The sequence below is a fragment of the Candidatus Mycobacterium methanotrophicum genome (assembly GCF_023515995.1).
Classification (GTDB): domain Bacteria; phylum Actinomycetota; class Actinomycetes; order Mycobacteriales; family Mycobacteriaceae; genus Mycobacterium; species Mycobacterium methanotrophicum.
In genome coordinates this window covers 3,628,020-3,646,846 of the sequence record NZ_CP097320.1, presented here as the reverse complement: position 1 = coordinate 3,646,846, position 18,827 = coordinate 3,628,020, and the positions used below count along the sequence as shown (strand labels likewise).

At 68.3% G+C, this 18,827-nt stretch carries 21 protein-coding genes and 5 pseudogenes; 16 read left to right on the top strand and 10 right to left on the bottom strand.

Features of this window, described 5'->3' with window-relative positions; translation table 11 throughout:
• Positions 1-41: 41 nt before the first annotated feature.
• Positions 42-488 (bottom strand): ferritin-like domain-containing protein, encoded by a 447-nt coding sequence (locus M5I08_RS18985; RefSeq protein WP_219065494.1) that lies wholly within the window; start codon positions 486-488, stop codon positions 42-44.
• Complete coding sequence (locus tag M5I08_RS18980; protein WP_370328510.1) at positions 485-1,021, bottom strand: hypothetical protein; 537 nt, start codon at positions 1,019-1,021, stop codon at positions 485-487. The genes M5I08_RS18985 and M5I08_RS18980 overlap by 4 nt, the downstream gene beginning before the upstream one ends.
• Positions 1,022-1,149: 128 nt before the next feature.
• Here M5I08_RS18980 and rimP point away from each other — a divergent pair, with 128 nt between their 5' ends.
• The 7 genes and pseudogenes from rimP to M5I08_RS18945 all read left to right on the top strand — a co-directional run.
• Positions 1,150-1,683, top strand: coding sequence for a ribosome maturation factor RimP (rimP, locus tag M5I08_RS18975; protein ID WP_219065493.1), 534 nt, complete (start codon positions 1,150-1,152; stop codon positions 1,681-1,683).
• Positions 1,680-2,723 (top strand): transcription termination factor NusA, encoded by a 1,044-nt coding sequence (nusA, locus tag M5I08_RS18970; protein ID WP_219065492.1) that lies wholly within the window; start codon positions 1,680-1,682, stop codon positions 2,721-2,723. Before rimP ends, nusA begins: the two co-directional genes overlap by 4 nt.
• Positions 2,724-2,944: 221 nt before the next feature.
• Complete coding sequence (locus tag M5I08_RS18965) at positions 2,945-3,316, top strand: YlxR family protein (protein WP_219065491.1); 372 nt, start codon at positions 2,945-2,947, stop codon at positions 3,314-3,316.
• A 76-nt stretch (positions 3,317-3,392) separates the two neighbouring features.
• Positions 3,393-6,056: a translation initiation factor IF-2 gene (infB, locus tag M5I08_RS18960; protein ID WP_219065490.1), complete on the top strand. Its 2,664-nt coding sequence runs from the start codon at positions 3,393-3,395 to the stop codon at positions 6,054-6,056.
• A 30-nt stretch (positions 6,057-6,086) separates the two neighbouring features.
• A complete protein-coding gene (rbfA, locus tag M5I08_RS18955; protein WP_219065489.1) occupies positions 6,087-6,566 on the top strand; it encodes a 30S ribosome-binding factor RbfA in 480 nt (159 codons plus the stop codon).
• Complete coding sequence (locus M5I08_RS18950; RefSeq protein ID WP_219065488.1) at positions 6,535-7,542, top strand: DHH family phosphoesterase; 1,008 nt, start codon at positions 6,535-6,537, stop codon at positions 7,540-7,542. Before rbfA ends, M5I08_RS18950 begins: the two co-directional genes overlap by 32 nt.
• 92 nt (positions 7,543-7,634) lie before the next feature.
• Positions 7,635-7,797 (top strand): annotated as a pseudogene (locus M5I08_RS18945) (MATE family efflux transporter); the annotation flags it as partial.
• An 871-nt stretch (positions 7,798-8,668) separates the two neighbouring features.
• Here M5I08_RS18945 and M5I08_RS26235 read toward each other — a convergent pair.
• Positions 8,669-9,949 (bottom strand): hypothetical protein, encoded by a 1,281-nt coding sequence (locus tag M5I08_RS26235; RefSeq protein ID WP_219065487.1) that lies wholly within the window; start codon positions 9,947-9,949, stop codon positions 8,669-8,671.
• A 187-nt stretch (positions 9,950-10,136) separates the two neighbouring features.
• Here M5I08_RS26235 and M5I08_RS18930 point away from each other — a divergent pair.
• A pseudogene (locus M5I08_RS18930) lies at positions 10,137-10,331 on the top strand (hypothetical protein); the annotation flags it as partial.
• A gap of 17 nt (positions 10,332-10,348) precedes the next feature.
• Here the strand turns inward: M5I08_RS18930 and M5I08_RS26230 are convergent.
• Positions 10,349-10,429, bottom strand: a pseudogene (locus M5I08_RS26230) (hypothetical protein); the annotation flags it as partial.
• A 362-nt stretch (positions 10,430-10,791) separates the two neighbouring features.
• On the opposite strand from M5I08_RS26230, the gene M5I08_RS18925 reads away from it, so the two are divergent.
• Positions 10,792-10,992: a hypothetical protein gene (locus M5I08_RS18925; RefSeq protein WP_219065486.1), complete on the top strand. Its 201-nt coding sequence runs from the start codon at positions 10,792-10,794 to the stop codon at positions 10,990-10,992.
• An 8-nt stretch (positions 10,993-11,000) separates the two neighbouring features.
• Positions 11,001-11,195, top strand: coding sequence for a hypothetical protein (locus M5I08_RS18920; protein ID WP_249762901.1), 195 nt, complete (start codon positions 11,001-11,003; stop codon positions 11,193-11,195).
• 37 nt (positions 11,196-11,232) lie between these two features.
• Here the strand turns inward: M5I08_RS18920 and M5I08_RS18915 are convergent, their stop codons facing one another.
• Together M5I08_RS18915 and M5I08_RS18910 are read right to left on the bottom strand one after the other, a co-directional pair.
• Positions 11,233-11,661: a type II toxin-antitoxin system VapC family toxin gene (locus M5I08_RS18915; RefSeq protein ID WP_219065484.1), complete on the bottom strand. Its 429-nt coding sequence runs from the start codon at positions 11,659-11,661 to the stop codon at positions 11,233-11,235.
• A 3-nt stretch (positions 11,662-11,664) separates the two neighbouring features.
• Positions 11,665-11,928, bottom strand: coding sequence for a type II toxin-antitoxin system VapB family antitoxin (locus tag M5I08_RS18910; RefSeq protein ID WP_219065483.1), 264 nt, complete (start codon positions 11,926-11,928; stop codon positions 11,665-11,667).
• Between the two features lie 115 nt (positions 11,929-12,043).
• Here M5I08_RS18910 and M5I08_RS18905 point away from each other — a divergent pair, with 115 nt between their 5' ends.
• The 3 genes from M5I08_RS18905 to M5I08_RS18895 are packed head-to-tail and all read left to right on the top strand — an operon-like array spanning position 12,044 to position 13,385.
• Entirely contained in the window at positions 12,044-12,259 is a 216-nt protein-coding gene (locus M5I08_RS18905; protein WP_219065573.1) for a type II toxin-antitoxin system Phd/YefM family antitoxin, read from the top strand.
• A gap of 31 nt (positions 12,260-12,290) precedes the next feature.
• Positions 12,291-12,683, top strand: a complete 393-nt coding sequence (locus tag M5I08_RS18900; RefSeq protein ID WP_219065482.1) for a type II toxin-antitoxin system VapC family toxin — start codon at positions 12,291-12,293, stop codon at positions 12,681-12,683.
• A gap of 27 nt (positions 12,684-12,710) precedes the next feature.
• Positions 12,711-13,385 carry a DUF1802 family protein gene (locus M5I08_RS18895; protein ID WP_249762900.1) on the top strand — a complete coding sequence of 225 codons (675 nt, stop codon included), beginning with the start codon at positions 12,711-12,713 and terminating at the stop codon, positions 13,383-13,385.
• Between the two features lie 75 nt (positions 13,386-13,460).
• Here M5I08_RS18895 and M5I08_RS18890 read toward each other — a convergent pair.
• From M5I08_RS18890 to M5I08_RS18880, 3 genes and pseudogenes are all read right to left on the bottom strand, one after another.
• Positions 13,461-13,565 (bottom strand): annotated as a pseudogene (locus tag M5I08_RS18890) (alpha/beta fold hydrolase); the annotation flags it as partial.
• A gap of 46 nt (positions 13,566-13,611) precedes the next feature.
• The gene (locus M5I08_RS18885) at positions 13,612-15,282 is read right to left on the bottom strand and encodes a CocE/NonD family hydrolase (protein ID WP_370328509.1); all 1,671 of its coding nucleotides are present in this window, start codon (positions 15,280-15,282) and stop codon (positions 13,612-13,614) included.
• 34 nt (positions 15,283-15,316) lie between these two features.
• Positions 15,317-15,502, bottom strand: a pseudogene (locus M5I08_RS18880) (DUF3558 domain-containing protein); the annotation flags it as partial.
• Between the two features lie 98 nt (positions 15,503-15,600).
• Between M5I08_RS18880 and pptH the strand changes: the two are divergent.
• Genes pptH through truB form a run of 3 tightly spaced genes read left to right on the top strand, consistent with a single transcriptional unit; the run spans position 15,601 to position 18,106 of the window.
• Positions 15,601-16,560 (top strand): ACP phosphodiesterase PptH, encoded by a 960-nt coding sequence (gene pptH / locus M5I08_RS18875; protein ID WP_219065481.1) that lies wholly within the window; start codon positions 15,601-15,603, stop codon positions 16,558-16,560.
• Positions 16,557-17,231, top strand: coding sequence for a 4'-phosphopantetheinyl transferase PptT (gene pptT / locus M5I08_RS18870; protein ID WP_219065480.1), 675 nt, complete (start codon positions 16,557-16,559; stop codon positions 17,229-17,231). The genes pptH and pptT overlap by 4 nt, the downstream gene beginning before the upstream one ends.
• Positions 17,228-18,106 carry a tRNA pseudouridine(55) synthase TruB gene (truB, locus tag M5I08_RS18865; protein WP_219065479.1) on the top strand — a complete coding sequence of 293 codons (879 nt, stop codon included), beginning with the start codon at positions 17,228-17,230 and terminating at the stop codon, positions 18,104-18,106. The genes pptT and truB overlap by 4 nt, the downstream gene beginning before the upstream one ends.
• A 115-nt stretch (positions 18,107-18,221) precedes the next feature.
• On the opposite strand, the gene M5I08_RS18860 is transcribed toward truB, so the two are convergent.
• A complete protein-coding gene (locus M5I08_RS18860) occupies positions 18,222-18,806 on the bottom strand; it encodes a PepSY domain-containing protein (protein WP_219065478.1) in 585 nt (194 codons plus the stop codon).
• Between the last annotated feature and the right edge of the window lie 21 nt (positions 18,807-18,827).

The window sequence follows — 18,827 nt, the reverse complement described above, 5'->3', positions numbered from 1 at the left end:
AGGCCTTCCGCGTGCGATTCTGCGTCTGCTCGGCGCTACTGCTAGTCGCCGCCGGGGAACGCCGTGGTGATCGGGTCGGTGCCCGACACCTGGTTCCAGCGGGCGGCCAGCACCGCGCTTTGAGTTAGCGCGGTCACGGCGAACTGGCGGTCCTGCGGCGTCTGAGCCTGTTCGATCACCGCGCGCCAGGCCACCTCGGTGTCCTTCTCCATCCGCACGGCCAGCCGGTTCGCATCGGTTGGGTTGTTGACCGGCATCGGCAACTGGTAGCCCACCGCGGCCACCGGGGGGGCCACCGAGCGGCCGCCGAGTGTGGCAATCACCTGGTCGCGACGCTGCCGATGCTGACTCAGCGAATAAGAGACCAGGCTGTTGACGTCGGGTTCGCAGTGCGCAGACACGATGCCGTAGCCGTAGATGACGGCGTATTCGGTCGCCAGCGCAGCGCACAGTGCCGAGTCGGCCGGTAACGCCTCCGCCGATGTCATGACGCCGATCCGCCGAACACCAACGCAACGCTGTACGAGGCTGTGCACGCGGCGGCGATCGAGCCGAGCAGGCCCGCCCGATAACCCGAGGACGTCATCGCCACGTGACTGGCGCTGGCCGCGGACCCGCGCAAGGAATTGATCACATCCGACAATGTCGGTGGTGGCGCCGCCGCAGCTGACGTGGGGGGTGTCGGGCTGGTGGTCTGACCCGACGTCGACGTCGGGTTGACGGCGAGGCGGGCGATCTCGGTGGCCAGCGCCCGCGCGTGTTGAGTGCGTTCGGCGGCGACCTCGGTCAATGCGGCGTTGACCGGGTTGGCTGCCGCCGCGGCCGCCGCGGCCGCCAGCTCGCTGTCGCGCCGGGCCAGCATCAATTGCGATTCGAGCTCGTCGACCGCGGGCGGAGCGGGCGGCGAACTGCAGGCCGAGCCGGCCATCGCGAACACGGCGAGCGCGGCGCCGGCGGCCAGCATCCCTCGCCTGCCGAAAACCGGTCTGACGGGCCCTACTGCGGGCAGCGTGCGTGGCACAACAACATCCTGCCATCACGGCTGATACCGGTTTCCTGGCGTATCGTTGATGGCTGGCTCACCGGGAACGTGCATCACTGCCAGCCGCGGAGCCGCCTGACCGGACAACTCAAGATGAGGATCCCGCCGTGGCCAGCAGGCTACCGTCACAGACACAAGTGATCGATCTACTCGATGGTGAGTTCGCGCGTGCAGGCTACGAAATTGAAGACGTTGTCATCGATCCGGGAGCCCGCCCGCCGCGGATAACGGTCATCGCCGATGGCGACACTCCACTTGACCTGGACACGGTCGCTGAGCTGTCCCGTTCGGCGTCGGCCCTGTTGGATGCGCTCGATTGCACTGCGGGTCGCTATCTGCTCGAAGTCAGCTCGCCCGGGGTGGACCGCCCGCTGACCAGCGAGAAGCACTTTCGCCGGGCGCGGGGCCGCAAAGTCGAAATAGCCCTGGCCGATAAAACGATCGTCACCGGTCGAGTCGGCGAGATATCCGACAACACGCTGCTGGTGGTGGTCCGCGACGATCAGCGCCGCGACTGGACGGTGCGCCCGGTGTCAATCGGGGAGATCGTAAAAGCTGTTGTCCAGGTTGAGTTTGCGCCTCCTTCGCGACGAGAACTTGAGCTGGCGGCCGCCGACCGTAGTGCGGAGGGCCCCACATGAATATCGACATGGCGGCTCTGCACGCGATCGTCGTGGAACGAGGAATCTCGTTCGACGACCTGCTCGAAGACGTCAAGGCCGCGGTGCTGAGCGCATACCGGCACACCGAGGGCCATCAGCCGGACGCGCGCATCGAGATCGACCGCAAAACCGGTGCAGTCCAAGTTTTCGCTCGCGAGGTCGACGAAGACGGCAATGTGCTGTCTGAATGGGAGGACACCCCGGAGGGTTTCGGGCGGGTTGCGGCCACGACCGCACGGCAGGTCATGCTGCAGCGGCTCCGCGACGCCGAGAACGAGCGCACATTCGGCGAGTTCTGCACTCGCGAGGGCGAGATCGTTGCCGGTGTGGTGCAACGAGATAACCGGGCCAACGCCCGCGGTTTCGTCGTCGTTCGAATAGGCAGCGAGACCAAGGGGTCCGAGGGCGTGATCCCAGCCGCCGAACAGGTTCCCGGTGAGGTTTATGAGCATGGTGAACGGCTGCGCTGCTATGTGGTGGGCGTCAGCCGCGGTGCCCGCGAACCAGTGATCACATTGTCGCGCACCCATCCCAACTTGGTGCGCAAACTGTTTTCGCTGGAAGTCCCCGAGATAGCCGACGGGTCGGTGGAGATTGTCGCGGTCGCGCGCGAAGCCGGCCACCGTTCGAAGATCGCGGTCGCGTCCCGGGTTTCGGGCCTGAACGCCAAGGGCGCCTGCATCGGCCCGATGGGTCAGCGGGTACGCAACGTGATGAGCGAGCTGTCCGGGGAGAAGATCGACATCATCGACTACGACGAGGACCCGGCCCGGTTCGTCGCCAACGCGTTATCACCGGCCAAGGTATTTTCGGTGACGGTCATCGACCAGAACGCCCGGGCGGCGCGGGTCGTGGTGCCCGACTTTCAGCTGTCGCTGGCCATCGGCAAAGAGGGCCAGAACGCGCGGCTAGCGGCCCGGCTCACCGGATGGCGGATCGACATCCGCGGTGATTCGCCCGACCAGCCCGCAGACCATCCCGGGCACGGCGCCACTCACGGCATGGCGCACGATCGCTAGCCCGGCGACGATGCAGAGCGCGTAGCGCGATGAGGAGGAGGCGGGCAATCGGTCTAGCCCGGCGACGATGCAGAGCGCGTAGCGCGATGAGGAGGAGGCGGGCGGTCGGTCTAGCCCGGCGACGATGCAGAGCGCGTAGCGCGATGAGGAGGAGGCGGGCGGTCGGTCTAGCCCGGTCGCGGGTGGTACAGGTCACCAGTTGGGTGTGGGTAAACTAAGCCGTGATCCAGCGCGCGACTTTGGCCTCCGCGCATCGACGCATCGAAGGACCGGTGCGGACATGTGTCGGTTGCCGAAAGCGAGAGTTGGCCGTCGAACTGCTTCGAGTGGTGGCTGTGTCGAGCGGGAACGGTAAATGTGTCGTGACCGTTGACCCAGCAGGTAATCTTCCGGGGCGGGGTGCATGGCTGCATCCCACTCCGAAGTGCGCACATGAAGCGATCCGGCGGCGAGCGCTCGCGCGAGCGTTGCGGATCACCGGTGCATCGGACGCGTCAGCGCTGGTCGAGCATGTCGAGTCCCTCGACACGTCCGATCATCCCGCCAACAGAACAGGTAGCAAAGAACATGAGCACACCGTGAAGTCCCGATGACTCCCACCCCGATGCGTTACAGCTAGTACCCGAGGCGCGGCCTACCTCCGCTGTTGCCTCATAGACAGGAGATGTAGTGGCAGGCAAGGCGCGCGTACACGAGTTAGCTAAGGAACTCGGTGTTACCAGCAAAGAAGTTCTCGCCCGGCTCAGCGAGCAGGGTGAATTCGTCAAATCCGCATCGTCGACGGTAGAAGCGCCGGTCGCGCGTCGGCTGCGCGAGTCGTTCGGCGGTGGCAGGCCCGCGCGGGAAAAGACCGCCGGCAACGGCGCGGCTGCCGCCAAAGGCGCCGTCAAATATGCAGCGCCCCCCGCGGTGAGAAAACCCGCGGCTCCCAAGCCGTCCGCGCCGGCGGCGCCGCCGGAGTCCGCGCCGCCTGCCCCGGCTCCGGAACAGCCGCAGGCTGGGCCGTCGCCGACTCCGAGCCGCCCCGCACCTACTCCCGGCCCACGCCCGGCTCCCAGGCCGGCGGCTCGCACCCCGCGCGTCGGCAATAACCCGTTTTCATCGGCGCAACCGGTGGACCGACCAATTCCGCGTCCGCAGGCGCCCCGTCCCGGCGCCTCACGCCCCGGCGCTTCGCCCGGCAGCATGCCGCCGCGCCCAGGTGGCGGCGTTGGTGGACCAGGTCGGCCGCCGCGTCCCGGCGGACCCCGCCCGGGCCCCGGTGGCCGGCCGGGCGCCCCGACCACAGGCCGCCCCAGCGGCGGTGGTGGCAACTACCGCGGCGGAGGCGGCGGCGGCGTCGGTGCCCCGCCCGCTGGCGGCGGTTACCGCGGCCGTCCGGGTGGAGGCGGCGGCCGTCCCGGCCAGCGTGGTGGCGCTGCCGGTGCGTTCGGCCGTCCCGGCGGAGCGCCGCGGCGCGGTCGCAAGTCCAAGCGGGCCAAACGCGCCGAGTACGAGAACATGCAGGCGCCAGTCGTCGGCGGCGTGCGCTTGCCGCACGGCAATGGCGAGACCATCAGGCTGGCCCGCGGCGCGTCGCTCTCGGATTTCGCCGAGAAGGTCGACGCCAACCCGGCCGCGCTGGTGCAGGCGCTGTTCAACCTCGGCGAGATGGTGACGGCCACACAGTCGGTCGGCGACGAGACGCTCGCATTGCTGGGCAGCGAGATGAACTACAACGTCCAGGTCGTCAGCCCTGAGGACGAAGACCGCGAACTGCTGGAGTCATTTGACCTCTCCTACGGCGAAGACACCGGGGGCGAGGAAGACCTGCAGACCCGTCCGCCGGTGGTGACCGTGATGGGTCACGTCGACCACGGTAAAACCCGGCTGCTGGACACCATCCGCAATGCCAGCGTCCGCGAGGGCGAGGCCGGCGGGATCACCCAGCACATCGGTGCTTACCAGGTGGCGGTCGACCTCGACGGCGCCGAGCGACTGATCACCTTCATCGACACCCCTGGTCACGAAGCGTTCACCGCGATGCGTGCCCGTGGCGCCAAGGCCACCGACATCGCGATCCTGGTGGTCGCTGCCGACGACGGCGTGATGCCGCAGACGGTGGAGGCCATCAACCACGCCCAGGCGGCCGATGTGCCGATCGTGGTGGCGGTCAACAAGATCGACAAGGAGGGCGCCGACCCGGCCAAGATCCGCTCCCAGCTCACCGAATATGGCCTGGTTGCCGAAGATTTCGGTGGCGACACCATGTTCGTGGACATCTCCGCCAAGCAGGGCACCAACATCGAGGCGCTGGAAGAGGCGGTGCTGCTGACCGCTGACGCCGCACTGGATTTGCGTGCCAACCCCGACATGGAAGCCCAGGGTGTGGCGATCGAGGCGCACCTGGACCGCGGTCGCGGCCCGGTGGCCACCGTGCTGGTGCAGCGCGGCACGCTGCACGTCGGCGACTCGGTGGTAGCCGGCGACGCCTACGGCCGGGTCCGCCGGATGCTGGACGAATTTGGCGACGACGTCGAAGAGGCGCTGCCGTCGCGACCGGTCCAGGTCATCGGCTTCACGTCGGTGCCCGGCGCCGGCGACAACTTTCTCGTCGTCGACGAGGACCGCATCGCCCGCCAGATCGCCGACCGGCGCAGCGCGCGCAAGCGCAACGCCCTGGCGGCGCGCTCGCGCAAGCGAATCAGCCTGGAGGACCTGGACTCGGCGTTGAAGGAAACCAGCCAGCTGAACCTGATCCTCAAGGGCGACAACGCCGGCACCGTCGAGGCGCTGGAAGAGGCCTTGCTGGGAATCGTGGTCGATGACGAGGTGGAACTGCGCGTCATCGACCGCGGCGTCGGCGGCATCACCGAGACCAACGTCAACCTGGCGTCGGCGTCCGACGCGGTGATCATCGGCTTCAACGTGCGTGCCGAGGGCAAAGCGACTGAGCTCGCCAACCGCGAAGGCGTGGAAGTCCGCTACTACTCGGTGATCTACCAGGCGATCGACGAGGTCGAGAAGGCGCTGCGCGGCATGCTCAAGCCGATCTACGAGGAGAACCAGCTGGGTCGTGCGGAGATCCGCGCGCTGTTCCGCTCCTCGAAGGTGGGTTTGATCGCCGGTTGTTTGGTCACTTCGGGCGTGCTGCGCCGCAACGCCAAGGCCCGGCTGCTGCGGGACAACATCGTGGTCTCTGAGAACTTGACCGTACAGTCACTGCGACGGGAGAAGGACGACGTCACCGAGGTCCGCGACGGCTACGAATGCGGTCTGACGCTGAGCTACTCCGACATCAAAGAAGGCGACATCATCGAAACCTACGAGCTGGTCCAGAAGGAACGCTCCTGAAGATGAGTCCGGACAACCCCAACACCCGGCATGGCTGACCCGGCCCGGGCCCGCCGGCTGGCCAAGCGGATCACCATGATCGTCGCCTCGGCAATCGAGTACCGGATCAAGGATCCCGGACTGGCCGGTGTCACCATCCTCGACACCAAGTTGTCCGGCGATCTGCACGACGCGACGCTGTACTACACGGTGATGGGGTCGACGTTGGATGACGCCCCCGATTACGCCGGCGCGGCAGCGGCGCTGGAACGCGCCAAAGGTGTGCTGCGCACCAAGGTCGGGGCCGGCACCGGCGTGCGGTTCACGCCCACGCTGACGTTCACCCGCGACACGGTGTCTGACTCCGTGCAACGGATGGAACAGTTGCTGGCACGCGCACGCGCTGCCGACGCCGATGTGGCTCGGGTTCGCGAAGGCGCCAAGCCGGCGGGAGAGCCCGATCCATACCGGAGCGGGCAATCGGACCCTGCAGTGGGAGATGCCGGTGACGACGATCAACTCGAAGACTAAATCAGCGGCCACGGGGCGTCGGGTGGACGCTGTCGGGGCCGCCGAGGTGCTGTCGGCCGCCGCCACGGTCGGTGTCGTCTGCCATGTCTATCCCGACGCCGACACGATCGGCGCGGGGCTGGGGCTGGCCCTAGTGCTGGATCGGTGCGGCAAAGCCGTCGAGGTCAGCTTCGCCGCGCCGGCAGCGCTTCCGGAGTCTTTGCGGTCGCTGCCCGGCGGTCAGCTTCTGGTCGATCCGCATGCCATGCGTCGCGATGTCGACCTGGTTGTCACCGCGGATATTCCGAGCATCAACCGGCTGGGAGACCTGCGGGAAATGGCGGCTAGCGCCCAAGAGCTGCTTGTGATCGACCACCACGCGTCGAATCAGCTGTTCGGCACCGTCAACCTCGTTGACCCGGCGGCGGACTCCACCACGATGCTGGTCGCCGAGCTCCTCGACGCATGGGGCCAGCCGATCGACATCGAAGTGGCGCATTGCCTTTACGCGGGGCTGATCACCGATACCGGATCGTTCCGGTGGGCCAGTGCGCGCGCATATCGGTTGGCCGCCCGGCTGGTCGAGCTGGGCATCGACAACGCGGCGATCAGCCGATCGCTGATGGACACCCATCCGTTCCGGTGGCTGACGATGCTGTCCCGGGTGCTGGGTTGCGCGCAGGTGGTGCCCGACGCATTGGCGGGTCGCGGCCTGGTGTACGCGGTTGTCGGAAACCAGGAACTGATCAGCGCGCGCTCCGAAGAAGTGGAGAGCATCGTCGACATCGTCCGCACCACCGAGGAGGCCGAGGTCGCGGCGGTGTTCAAGGAGATCGAGCCGCAGCAGTGGTCGGTGTCGATGCGGGCAAAAGCCGGTGTCGATCTGGCTGCCGTCGCTTCGGCATTCGGCGGCGGCGGTCACAAACTGGCCGCGGGCTACTCGGCCACCGGTTCGACCGACGAGGTGGTGGCTTCGCTGCGTGCCGCTCTAGGGTGACCGGGCTCTCTTTGCGCGAGTGTGCGCGTTTGTACGCGACACGCCGATAAGTCCTGGCAGTCTGCGCGCGCTCGTCGAACGGGTAATCAGCGGTGACCGGGCCGGGCCCACCGCAGGCGGGTGGCCGACAAATCACGCAGCTGGCCCTGCCGGCGCTGGGTGTGCTCGCCGCCGAGCCGCTCCACTTGCTTCTCGACACCGCGGTGGTCGGCCGGCTCGGCGCGTTGAGCTTGGCCGGGCCGGCCAGTGGCGGCCGCGTTGGTCGGCTTTCTGCCGCTGACGTGGCTATCGCTATAAGCGGCCCAGAGTGCAAGAGGTGTGATGTCTGGGGCGCCGGGGCGGCTACGCCGCGGTGCGGCCGGACGGGTTGGGGCGGCCAGGTTCCGTCGACGATCCAGCACAGCACCGCACCCGGCGCAGGGTCGATGTCGGCCAGCAGCCGCAGCAGCGCCTCCTCCATCGCCGGCAAGACTACCCACCGGGCCAGCGCGCTGCCGCCGACCGAGGTGCAATCTCGCGCGCTAACCGTGTGCCCATCCAGAAAGGGTGCAGTTCGTGGGCGAGCCGTTGAAGGTGGACACCGACAGCCTGGCCGCCGCGGCCGGGCGGCTGCTCGCGGCGGCGACGGCGGCGGGGCATCGAGGACTTCATCGGGCCCGGCCTTGAGGATCGCCGACACGTAATCGGTGGCCGCCAGCGCCGCTGTCGTTAACCCGCCCAACGCGGGCGGGCAGTCAATAAGCACGAAGTCGTAGCCCTCGATGTCGTCGAGTTGGCGCGCTAGGCGCAGCTAGCCGCTTGATCCGAGTCCGGCGCGCTCGAGCTCGCGGAATCAGGAAAACACTCGGATTCGTTCGTTCTGTTGCTGAACCCGGCCCCGCAAGGGCGTCGCCAGCGCCCACGCTGGAAATCCAGCTATCCGATGCCACTCGATCACAAGCCCAGCTTTAAGCCGAGCAAGTCGGCGTCGAGGCCGTTGCCACTGGGCGCCGACGCCGAGGACGGGTGGCACCGCCGAGGCCGACGTTGACCAGGCTGTCACCGGTTGGTGGGGGTGCCGACGGTGATGGTCAGGCCGTCAGCGCCCCCACCAACGTTGGTGTCGATAAGGCTGCCGCCGCCGTCACTAACCGGTCAACTCGAACCCGCCGGCCCCGCCGTTGCCGCCGTCACCGCCGGCCCCGCCGGTGGTGTCGGTGGGTGTTGTGCCGGCGACACCGGGGGCGCCGGGATCGCCCTTCGCAACGCCGCCGAAGCCGGTGCCGCCGTCGCCGCCGGTCCCGCCGGTGCCGCCGGTGCCGCCGATGCCGGCCGTCACGTTCCCGCCGGTGCCGCCGACCCCGCCGTCGCCGCCGGCCCCGCCGGTCACCAAGCCGTCACCGCCGGCCCCGCCGGCCCCGCCTTCGCCGCCGACCCCGGCGGTGCCGGCAGTGCCACCGGTGCCGAACAGGCCGCCGGTTCCGGCGGCGCCGCCGGCCCCGCCGGCCCCGCCTTCGCCGCCGACCCCGCCGTCACCGCCGATCGTCAGACTGCCCGCGCCGCCGGTGCCGCCGGCCCCACCGACCCCGCCGACCCCGCCGTCGCCGCCGTTGCCGCCGTCGCCGAGGAAGTCGAACAAGCCCGCGCTGCCGCCGGCCCCGCCGTCGCCGCCGGCGTTGCCGACGCCGCCGGCCGAACCGGCCCCGCCGGCGAGGCCGGTCGTGCCGGCCGTTCCGGTGCCGCCGACGGTGGTGATGTCCGCGCCGTTGCCGCCGTTGCCGCCGTCGCCGCCCCACAGTCCGGCGTTGCCGCCGGTGCCGCCGACGCCGGCCGCGTCGGTGGCGCCGTTGCCGCCGTTGCCGAGGATCAAACCGCCGTTGCCGCCGTCGGCCGCGGTCAGCGAGTGGCCGCCGACGCCGTTGGCGCCGTCACAGAACAAGTCGGCGAAGCCGGTGCCGCAGACGGGCAGGCCGTTCGACGCGGCCGCGGCCGAGTCCTGGTTGCCGCCGAACATCGACGCGAAGTCTTGGTCCAACCCCTGCAGGAACGAGGAGGAAGGGTCGCTCGCCGAGGCCGCCGCGGCGCCGGTGTCGGGCAGCGCCAGCGCCGAGCCGGAAACACCGGACAGGTCGCCGATCGCCGACTCCCACCCGCTCACACTGCCCAGCGGGGCCAGCGCGGCGTCCAGCGTCGAGGGGTCGAAGACGTTCACCGAACCGGCCAGCGAACTCATCGCCGGGTCGACGATCAGATCGATCCAACCGGTCAGCGGGTCGGCGTGCGCGCTCGGCGCGCCCGCCAGCGGGCCCAACCCCAACGCCAAAAACGCCCCGGCGCCGCTGCCCAGCCCGGCGATCCGCGCCATCCGACGACGACGGGCCCTGTCTTTGCCCGACCGGCGATCCCGCTTCGAATGCTGACCCGCCATTGCTCGCTCCCCTTTTCCGTCCGCTCACGACATGACCTGCTGGTCTCAGGCCCCGTTAAGGCCCCGTTAAGGAACGGTACCAGTTGAGCGGCGCGACGCAAGACGAAGACGCCAACAATTCCCCCGGCAATTCTCGCCGACCGCAGCCCCAAGGCGATGAGCGCAGACTGCAACGGATATCCGCCGCTCGGCCGCCACCGCAGGCGAAGGCGCCCAGAACTACCTATGCGCCGCCCAGGCCGCCGCGGTCCTGGCAGGACTCGCCGTCACCGCGAGCTGGCCCGGCGGCTGGTGGCTCGACCCCGTCATCGGGTTGGGCATCGCCGCCGCCGCAGTCTGGCAAGGCGTCCAATCCTGGCGCGGCCAGGACTGCGGCTGCTGAGCCCGGCCAGGCGCGGTTTAGTCGAGACGGCAGCGGATCAGCCGGGAGCTGTTGGTGACCACCGCTACCGAGGACGCGTTGTGCAGGATCACGGGAAGACCGTGCACTTCGTGATCGTCGGCGACAGCGCTTCTGCCCAAGGAGGGTTGCTCAACCCGGCCATGGATTCGCTCAGGAAGCTTGTGATCGAGGCGTCAAGGTTCTGATCGCACGATCAGAATTCGAGCCCGTAATCGATGCCTTGCTCACGATCCTGGTCGCGGCTGAGGTGTTGGTCGATGAAGCGTTGCTGCTCGACGCGCTCATCGACGGTGGCCTCGATTCGACTGCCGGTAGGCCGCGCGGCGGGCTTTGACGGCGTTCGTATGCGGGGCCAGCAGGTGTTGCATCCGCTGGGGAAGCCCTCGACGAAGCCACCTCGCAGCTCGACCCACGTCTGGCCCGCGGCCTGGAGCGCTCGTTGTCCACCCTGCTCGCCGGGCGCACCGTCATCTCGATTGCGCACCGCCTGCACAGCGCCGAGGACGCGGATCGGGTGTTGGTGATGCAGCACGGCCGCATCATCGAAGACGGCTCGCACACCGAACTGCTGGGTCGTGGCGGGCTTTACGCACAGCTATGGGCGGCCTGGCACGGTGAGCGGCAGGCCGCGACACCGTGACCTGCCCTGTGGCCGATCTGCGGGCCCGCCCGCTGCCCAGCGACCTTCCCGGACCCGGCCGCGGGTGCCTAACCAGTGACCCGGACGCCACTTTGCGCGCTCGCCTGGATCTACAGCAGTGCGCGTCGGTGTTGGCCAGCGCCGACGCGCTGGATGTGGGAATGGAGTTGTTCGCCGACGCTTGGCAATGTGTTGCCCGATAGGGACATCCCGGCGGTTTCAGCATCCCGAACAAATCCGTTAGTCGGTAGTGCTTGGCGTGGGCCAGTAGCCGACGATGCCGTCACTGAACTCGAGGTCGGTTTGCGGGAAGTCGTTGCCGGTGGCCAGGAGCGGTTCGTGGGCGAGCTCGGCGGTGGCGTAGCTCATGCAGTCGCCGAAGTTAAGTCCCGCTGGATGGCGGGCGCGGCCGAACTGTAGGTAGGCGCGGTGGGCGGCGTAGGCGTGTTCGGCGGTGTATTGGGCTATGCCCAGGTTGATTTCGGTTCTGAGGCGGTCGAAGACGGTGCGTGCGACGGGGCCGCGTCGGGCGGTGAGCACGATCAGGGTTTCGGTGAGGGTGGCGGCGCTGATGACCGGGCTGCGGGCGCCGGCGAGGACCGTGGCAACCTGCTCGGCGGCCGGTTCGTTCTGGATGAGGGCGATGAGCGCGGAGGAGTCGACGATCACGGGTCAGGCTCCGATCTCGGGGTCGTAGCCCAGGATTTGCTCTCGTTCGTCCTTGGTGATCGGCGGTTGGGGCGGGAGGAGGGGCCAAATCTCGGTGCGCATGACGTCGAGGAGATGGGTGGCGCGGTCGCCGTGCTGGGCTTCCAGGAGCGAGAGTTGGGCGGAGAGCGCGTCCCGGATGGCCCTGGTCTTGTTGTTGTGGCCCATGCGCGCGGCGAGTTCTTCGGCGAGGCGGACCAGCTCGGGGTCTTTGATGTTGAGCGCCATAGGTAGATGGTACCGCGCAGGTTGGTGATGGTACCTAGTTTGTGGAGAGCGGCTGGTACATTACGGTAGCCAGTCACCCGGTGCGGACCAGTAGAATACCCGTATGACCAGAAAAATGACCGCTACTGAGGTGAAGGCGAAGATCCTTGCTCTGCTCGACGACGTCGCCGACGGCGAGGAAATCGAGATCACCAAACACGGCCGGACGGTGGCCCGACTGGTGGCAGCGACCGGGCCACACGCACTCAAGGGCCGGTTGGCTGGGGTTGCGATGACGGCCGCCGATGACGACGAGCTATTCACCACCGGTCAGTCCTGGAACGCCTCGTGACGCGCGTCGGCGGCGATGCGGAGCGGCGCTCATGACCACGGTGGTGCTCGACTCGCACGTGATCCACTGGTGGGCGGCGGAGCCTCGGCGCCTGAGTCCCACCGCCAGCCGGGCCATCGAGCAGGCCGACGAGCTCGCCGTCGCCGCCATCAGCTGGTACGAGTTGGCGTGGCTCGCCGAGCACGAGCGTATCCAGACGACGATTCCGCTGCGATCCTGGCTTGCGCAGCTGGCCGAGCACGTCCGCACGATCGGCATCACTCCCGCCGTCGCCGCCACGGCAGCGTCGTTGCCGTCCGGGTTTCCCGGCGATCCGGCCGACCGGTTGATCTACGCCACCGCCGTCGAACACGGCTGGCCTCTGGTGACCAAGGATCAACGGCTGCGCAACCACCGGTATCCGCGTCCGGTCACTGTGTGGTAGCAGCCGGGTCGCTCCTATCGTTGAGGGATGTGCCGAAACGTCACCGAGTTGCGCGGACTCGAGCCGCCGGCGACCGCCGAGGAGATCGCCGCGCCGCCAACCTCCGAAGGCCGACCCGCCGTTGCGTCGGCTGGCGATCAGATGACCCAAACCGCCACCGTGCCCGCGCTCAAGGAGTGGAGCGCGGTGGTGCACGCGATGCTGGACGGCCAGCAGTGGGTGCTGTTGCGTAAGGGCGGGATCGGTGAAAAGCGTTTCGAGGTGGCCGCCCGCGAGTTCCTGCTGTTCCCGACGGTCGCGCACAGCCACGCCGAGCGGGTCCGGCCAGAATTTCAGCACTTGCTTACGGCCGCGGCTCCCGACAGCACCGGCGACCGATTCGTGGTGCGGGCGGCGGCGAAAGTTGTTGCGGCACTGCCGGTCAACCGACCCGATAACCTCGAGGCGATCGCGGATCTACACATCTGGACGGCCGCGTCGGTGCGTGAGGACCGGCTGGACTTTCGTCCCCGGCACCGGTTGGCGGTGCTCGTCGTGCAGGCGATACCGCTGGTCGAACCGGTAGAACTGCCCCGGATTCCCGACTACGCCGGCTGCACCAGCTGGGTGCAGTTGCCGGTCACGCCGTCGCTGGGTACGCCGGTGCACGACGAGGCGGCACTGCGAGACGTCGCCGACCGCGTTCGTGCCGCCGTCGGATGACGACTGGTCGACCAGCACAGCGCCGTCCGGCCGCCCCCCGAGCGTGCCCAGCTCAGTCGTCTCGCCGGCTACGGAAACGCGCACCAATGCCGGTGCGCCCGGCGTGCCGCAGCGACGGGTGAACGCGGTGACTTCCGCTCCGGCGTTCGCAGCCGTTGACGACCGCCAATGGACGCCAATGGAGTTGTGTTGCGCCGCTTGCCTATTTGTCGACGATGCCCATCGGCTAGGCGCGCTCGACCGGCAGTAGCACCCGGGAGGCGCCGAAGTGCAGCTCATGGGTCGAGGGCTTGAGCTGTGCGCCGGTGGCCGTTGGCTCACCGGTACCGAGGTTACGGGCATAGCGGGGATGACTGCCGCCGGCGATCAGCACGCGGATGCGTGCTCCGGCGCCGAACCGGTGAGCGATCGCGTCGAGCTCGAGCCTGACCGAGTCGGTCGTGTCGGTTAGCCGCCGATAGCCGTCGCTGACATTGCGGGAACGGCCTTTAGCGTCGACTTCGCTGATCCGAGCGAACACGTCGGCGTGGGGGTTGTCGCAGGTATGCGCCAATTCAGCGACCGGGTTGCCGATCACGCACAGATCTTCGGTCAGCACGTCGCTGGTGAAGCTGAGCACGTCGCTGCGGGCGGCCAGCGCGGTGTCGTCGCGGTATCCACCGTCCGGCGACAGCAGTCGGCCGCCGATGGTGGGTGTCGGGTCGGCGGGGTCGTAGCGGAAACTCACCGAGGCCACCGCGGACGATGTCGGCGGCGTGTCGGTCAGATCGCCGCCGGGCTGCAGGTACAGCGCTCGCTCGGTGGTGGCCGGCGGCCAGTCGGCGGCATCGCGCCAGCCTTCGCCGGCGACGTGGAAGTGGACTCTGGCGGGTCGCGGTTTACCGGGGCGACCGCCGAGGTGGGTGTCCAGCCAGCCCTGTGATTCTTGGGCGATGGTCCGCAGACCCTGGAAAAGCAGCTGGGTATGTGTCCATGGGCCCATCGTGAGGGCTACGTCGACGCCGCGGTCGCGAAGACGCCGATATTGCTGCAAGGTCTGCTGCAGGAACAGGTCTTGCCATCCGCCGATGAGCAGCACCGGCACCTCTGCCCGGTCGAGCGCGGCGCCGAATCGCATTGCCGACCAGAACCTTTCGTTGTCATCAGGATGGTCCAGCCACGACTCCCACCACGGCGCGCGGGCACCCAGCAACTTCCGGCCGGCCGCACCCAGAGGTAACTCACCGGTGGCGCGTATCACACTTTTCCGCGCCCGTATCTGGCGGATGGCTCCGCGGATCCGCCCGGGATCTTCCTGGTGGGCCACCAGGTAGCTCCAGCCGAGGAAGTCGTTGACGGTGAATGAGCCCGTGCCCCACGCCGATTCGCTGAAATCGTGGGGGCCGGCGGTGATGACGGCCGCGGCCAACTCGGGCGGCGGATCCTGCAACAGCGCCCACTGGGTGAAGCCGAGGTAGGAAATCCCGATGGTGGCGAAGCGGCCGGTGAACCACGGCTGGCGCCGCAGCCATGCGACGGTGTCGGCGCCGTCGGCCGCTTCGTGCGCCATCGGGGCGAACGTCCCGCCCGAGTCGAACGTCCCCCGCACGCTTTGCATCAGCACGTGGTAGCCGCGGGCGGCGTACAGCGCCCCGTACAACAGCGAGAACGGAAACCCACGGCCATACGGTCCGCGCAGCAGCAGGGTGCCGACGGGTTCTCCGGCGGGCACGTAGTGGTCGGCCACCAATTCGACGCCGTCGCGCATCGGAATCGTGACGCGGCTGACCGTGTAGCCGCTGGTCCGAGCCGGCAGGCGCAACATCCGTCCAAGGGCGCGGCCGGCAAGGTCCCTGGTAAGTGAGCGCAGCGTCGACCCCGCAAGTCGCGTGGACGTGGCGGCGGATGGAGAAGTCACAAGATCAGGTTATGGCCGCAGCGGCGGACGCGGGTCAGAACTTGTAGCACGGCGAAAGCTCGTTTGCCCGCTGCAGGTTGGTGGACGGGCAGTCGACCTCGGGGCTGGAGTAGACCGTCGAGTAGAACAGCGACTGCTGGATGACCCCGCAGCTGGTCTTGAAGATCACCATGCAGGAGAAGTACCAGTAGCTGCTGTGATAGGTGGGCTTGAGGTTCCAGTTTACAAGTCGCATCCGCGCGATCACAGGGTAAAACGAGAACCTGTTCTAATCCTGCGGCGCAGCATGCATCCCCGCGCCCGTTAGGCTGGGGAGTCGTGGCATCAGAGCAGACCGCCAGGCAGCCGACCCTCTGGGCGATCTCCGACCTGCACACCGGGCACAGCGGCAACAAGCCCGTCGCCGAATCGCTGTATCCGTCGTCGCCGGACGACTGGCTGATCGTCGCCGGTGATGTCGCCGACCGCACCGACGAGATCCGCTGGGCGCTGGATCTGCTGCGGCGACGATTCGCCAAGGTGATCTGGGTGCCCGGCAACCACGAGCTGTGGACCACCAACAAGGACCCAAAGCAGCTCGGTGGCCGCGCCCGCTACGACTACCTGGTCGACATGTGCGACGAAATGGGGATCGTGACCCCCGAACACCCGTTTCCGGTGTGGACCGATCGCGGCGGGCCGGCCACCATCGTCCCGCTGTTCGTGCTCTACGACTACACGTTCTTGCCGGCGGGCGCGGCCAGCAAAGCCGAGGGGCTCGCGATTGCGCGCGAACGCAACGTGGTGGCCACCGACGAGTACCTGCTGTCACCCGAGCCATACCCGACCCGCGACGCGTGGTGTCGCGATCGCCTGGCCGCCAGCCGCAAGCGACTCGAAGACCTGGACTGGATGACGCCGACGGTGCTGGTCAACCATTTCCCGATGGTGCGTCAGCCCTGCGATTCGCTGTTCTACCCGGAGTTCTCGCTGTGGTGCGGAACCACTGGGACCGCCGACTGGCACACCCGCTACAACGCGATCTGCTCGGTCTACGGTCATCTGCACATCCCGCGCACCACCTGGTACGACGGTGTCCGCTTCGAAGAGGTGTCGGTGGGTTACCCGCGGGAATGGCGGCGGCGCAAACCGTTCAGCTGGTTGCGCCAAGTGCTGCCCGACCCGCACTATGCGCCCGGCTATCTCAACGACTTCGGCGGTCATTTCGTCATCACCGAAGAGATGCGAGCGCAGGCGCAGCAGTTCCGAGAACGACTGCGCCAGCGGCAATCACGATGACGCTGAGCACATTGCTGTCGTCGGTGCTGCCCGGCAGCAGGGCCTTGGCAGCTGCCGAATTGTATTCTGACCCGCCCGGGCTGGCGCCGATGCCCGAAGAGGAGCCGTTGATCGCGCGGTCGGTGGCCAAGCGGCGCAACGAGTTCATCACCGTGCGCCACTGCGCTCGGCTGGCATTAGCCGAACTCGGGTTACCCCCGGTACCGATCCTCAAGGGGGAGAAAGGCGAACCATGCTGGCCCGACGAGGTGGTGGGCAGCCTTACCCACTGTGCGGGCTTCCGTGGCGCGGTGGTCGGCCGGGGTGCGGTGGTGCGTTCGGTGGGCGTCGACGCCGAGCCGCATGACGTGCTGCCGCACGGCGTGCTCGACGCGATCAGCCTTCCGGAAGAGCGCGGCGATATGGCCGGCATGCCGGCCAGTGTGCATTGGGACCGAATCCTATTCTGCGCCAAGGAGGCAACGTACAAGGCGTGGTTCCCGCTGACCAAACGCTGGCTCGGCTTCGAGGACGCGCACATCACCTTCGGGGTCGACGGCGCCGGCGCCACCGGCACTTTCGAATCGGTCATCCTGATCGACGGCGCCACACTCTCGGGCCCGCCGCTGACGAAACTGGCCGGACGGTGGTCGGTGGAACGGGAATTGGTGCTCACGGCGATCGTGCTATGACTGCCGGCCTCGTCATCGTCGACAAACCGGCCGGGATGACCAGCCACGACGTTGTCGGGCGGTGCCGACGCATCTTCGGCACCCGCCGGGTCGGTCACGCCGGAACGCTGGACCCGATGGCCACCGGCGTGCTGGTGATCGGGATCGAGCGCGCCACCAAGATCCTGGGGTTGCTCACCGGCGCGTCGAAGTCGTATGCGGCCACCATCCGACTCGGTCGGACCACCTCGACGGATGACGCTGAAGGCCAACTGCTGCAACAGGTTTCAACAGAGCACCTGACCGACTCGGCTATCGTCGCCGCGATCGCCGGGTTGCGCGGCGACATCATGCAGGTGCCGTCGGCGGTCAGCGCCGTCAAGGTCGGCGGCCAGCGCGCCTACAAGCTCGCCCGAGAGGGTCAGGCCGTCGAGCTGGCCGCGCGGCCGGTGCGCATCGACCGGTTCGAGATGCTGGCCCTACGCCGCGGGAGCGGCGTGATCGATCTCGATGTCGCGGTGGACTGTTCGTCGGGAACCTACATCCGCGCCCTGGCCCGCGACCTGGGCGGCGCGCTGGCGGTCGGCGGTCACCTGACCGCGTTGCGGCGCACCCATGTGGGACGGTTCGGTGTGGACCAGGCACGCTCGCTCGACGCGCTGGCCGAGCGGCCGGAGCTGAGCTTGACCCTCGACCAGGCGTGCCTGCAGCTGTTTGCCCGCCGCGCGCTGACCGCCGAGCAGGCCGACGCGGCCGCCAACGGCCGGCGCCTCAGCCCGGCCGGCATCGACGGCGTCTACGCCGCCCACGACGCAAACGGCCGGGTGATCGCGCTGCTGCGCGACGACGGCCCGACGACCAAGTCGGTGGTCGTGATCCGGCCGGCCACCTTGTGATCCACTCGGCGTCAGGGCGGGCCTACGTTGTCCGCCGGGCCGATCGGCGGTGAGACGCCGGCGAACTCAAGACCCACGTGCTGCGGCCGCACGCGGCGTTGACGGGCTTCGCCGGCTAGATCTGCTTGTTGTGCAGCACCGCGCCGGTCGTCGCGTTGACGGCGACTTTGTGCTCGAGGAGATTCGTGTCCCAGACATCGGCTTCCCAGCAGGTGGCTCCGTCGGTGTCGGCCAGGCTCAGATAGGTGATGGATCCGCTGGGCACGGCGTCAAGCATCTTCTTGACGGCGGCCCGGTAGTCCAGATGCGCGGCCATCACCCGAGCGCGGCGGGCTGCGGTGTCGGCGCCGCTGTTGTCCCGGGAAGTCGGTCCCACCAACACCGTCGTCCCGTTGGAGCTGATGTCCAGCTGCTGTTCGGCGCCGTCGGGCGCCACCACACGCACCCGCCATGCCTGGCTTTGCTCGGTTTCGATAAAACTCAGCACGCTGTGCGCGACTTGCGCCACGGCGGTGGCGCCCGCGCTGAGCAGGGTCTGGGGGTCAGGCGGTGCCACCGGCGGCGGCGACCACGTCGCTTTAGCCGAACTCGTCGCCGCTGGTGCGCTTGAGCTGCCGCTATGGCCGCACCCCGCGAGCACGCCGATCAGCAGCAGAAAAGACCCCGCCACAATCTGGTGGCGCCGCAGCGCAACGAGCATGCCCACACCGTAACCGAGTCA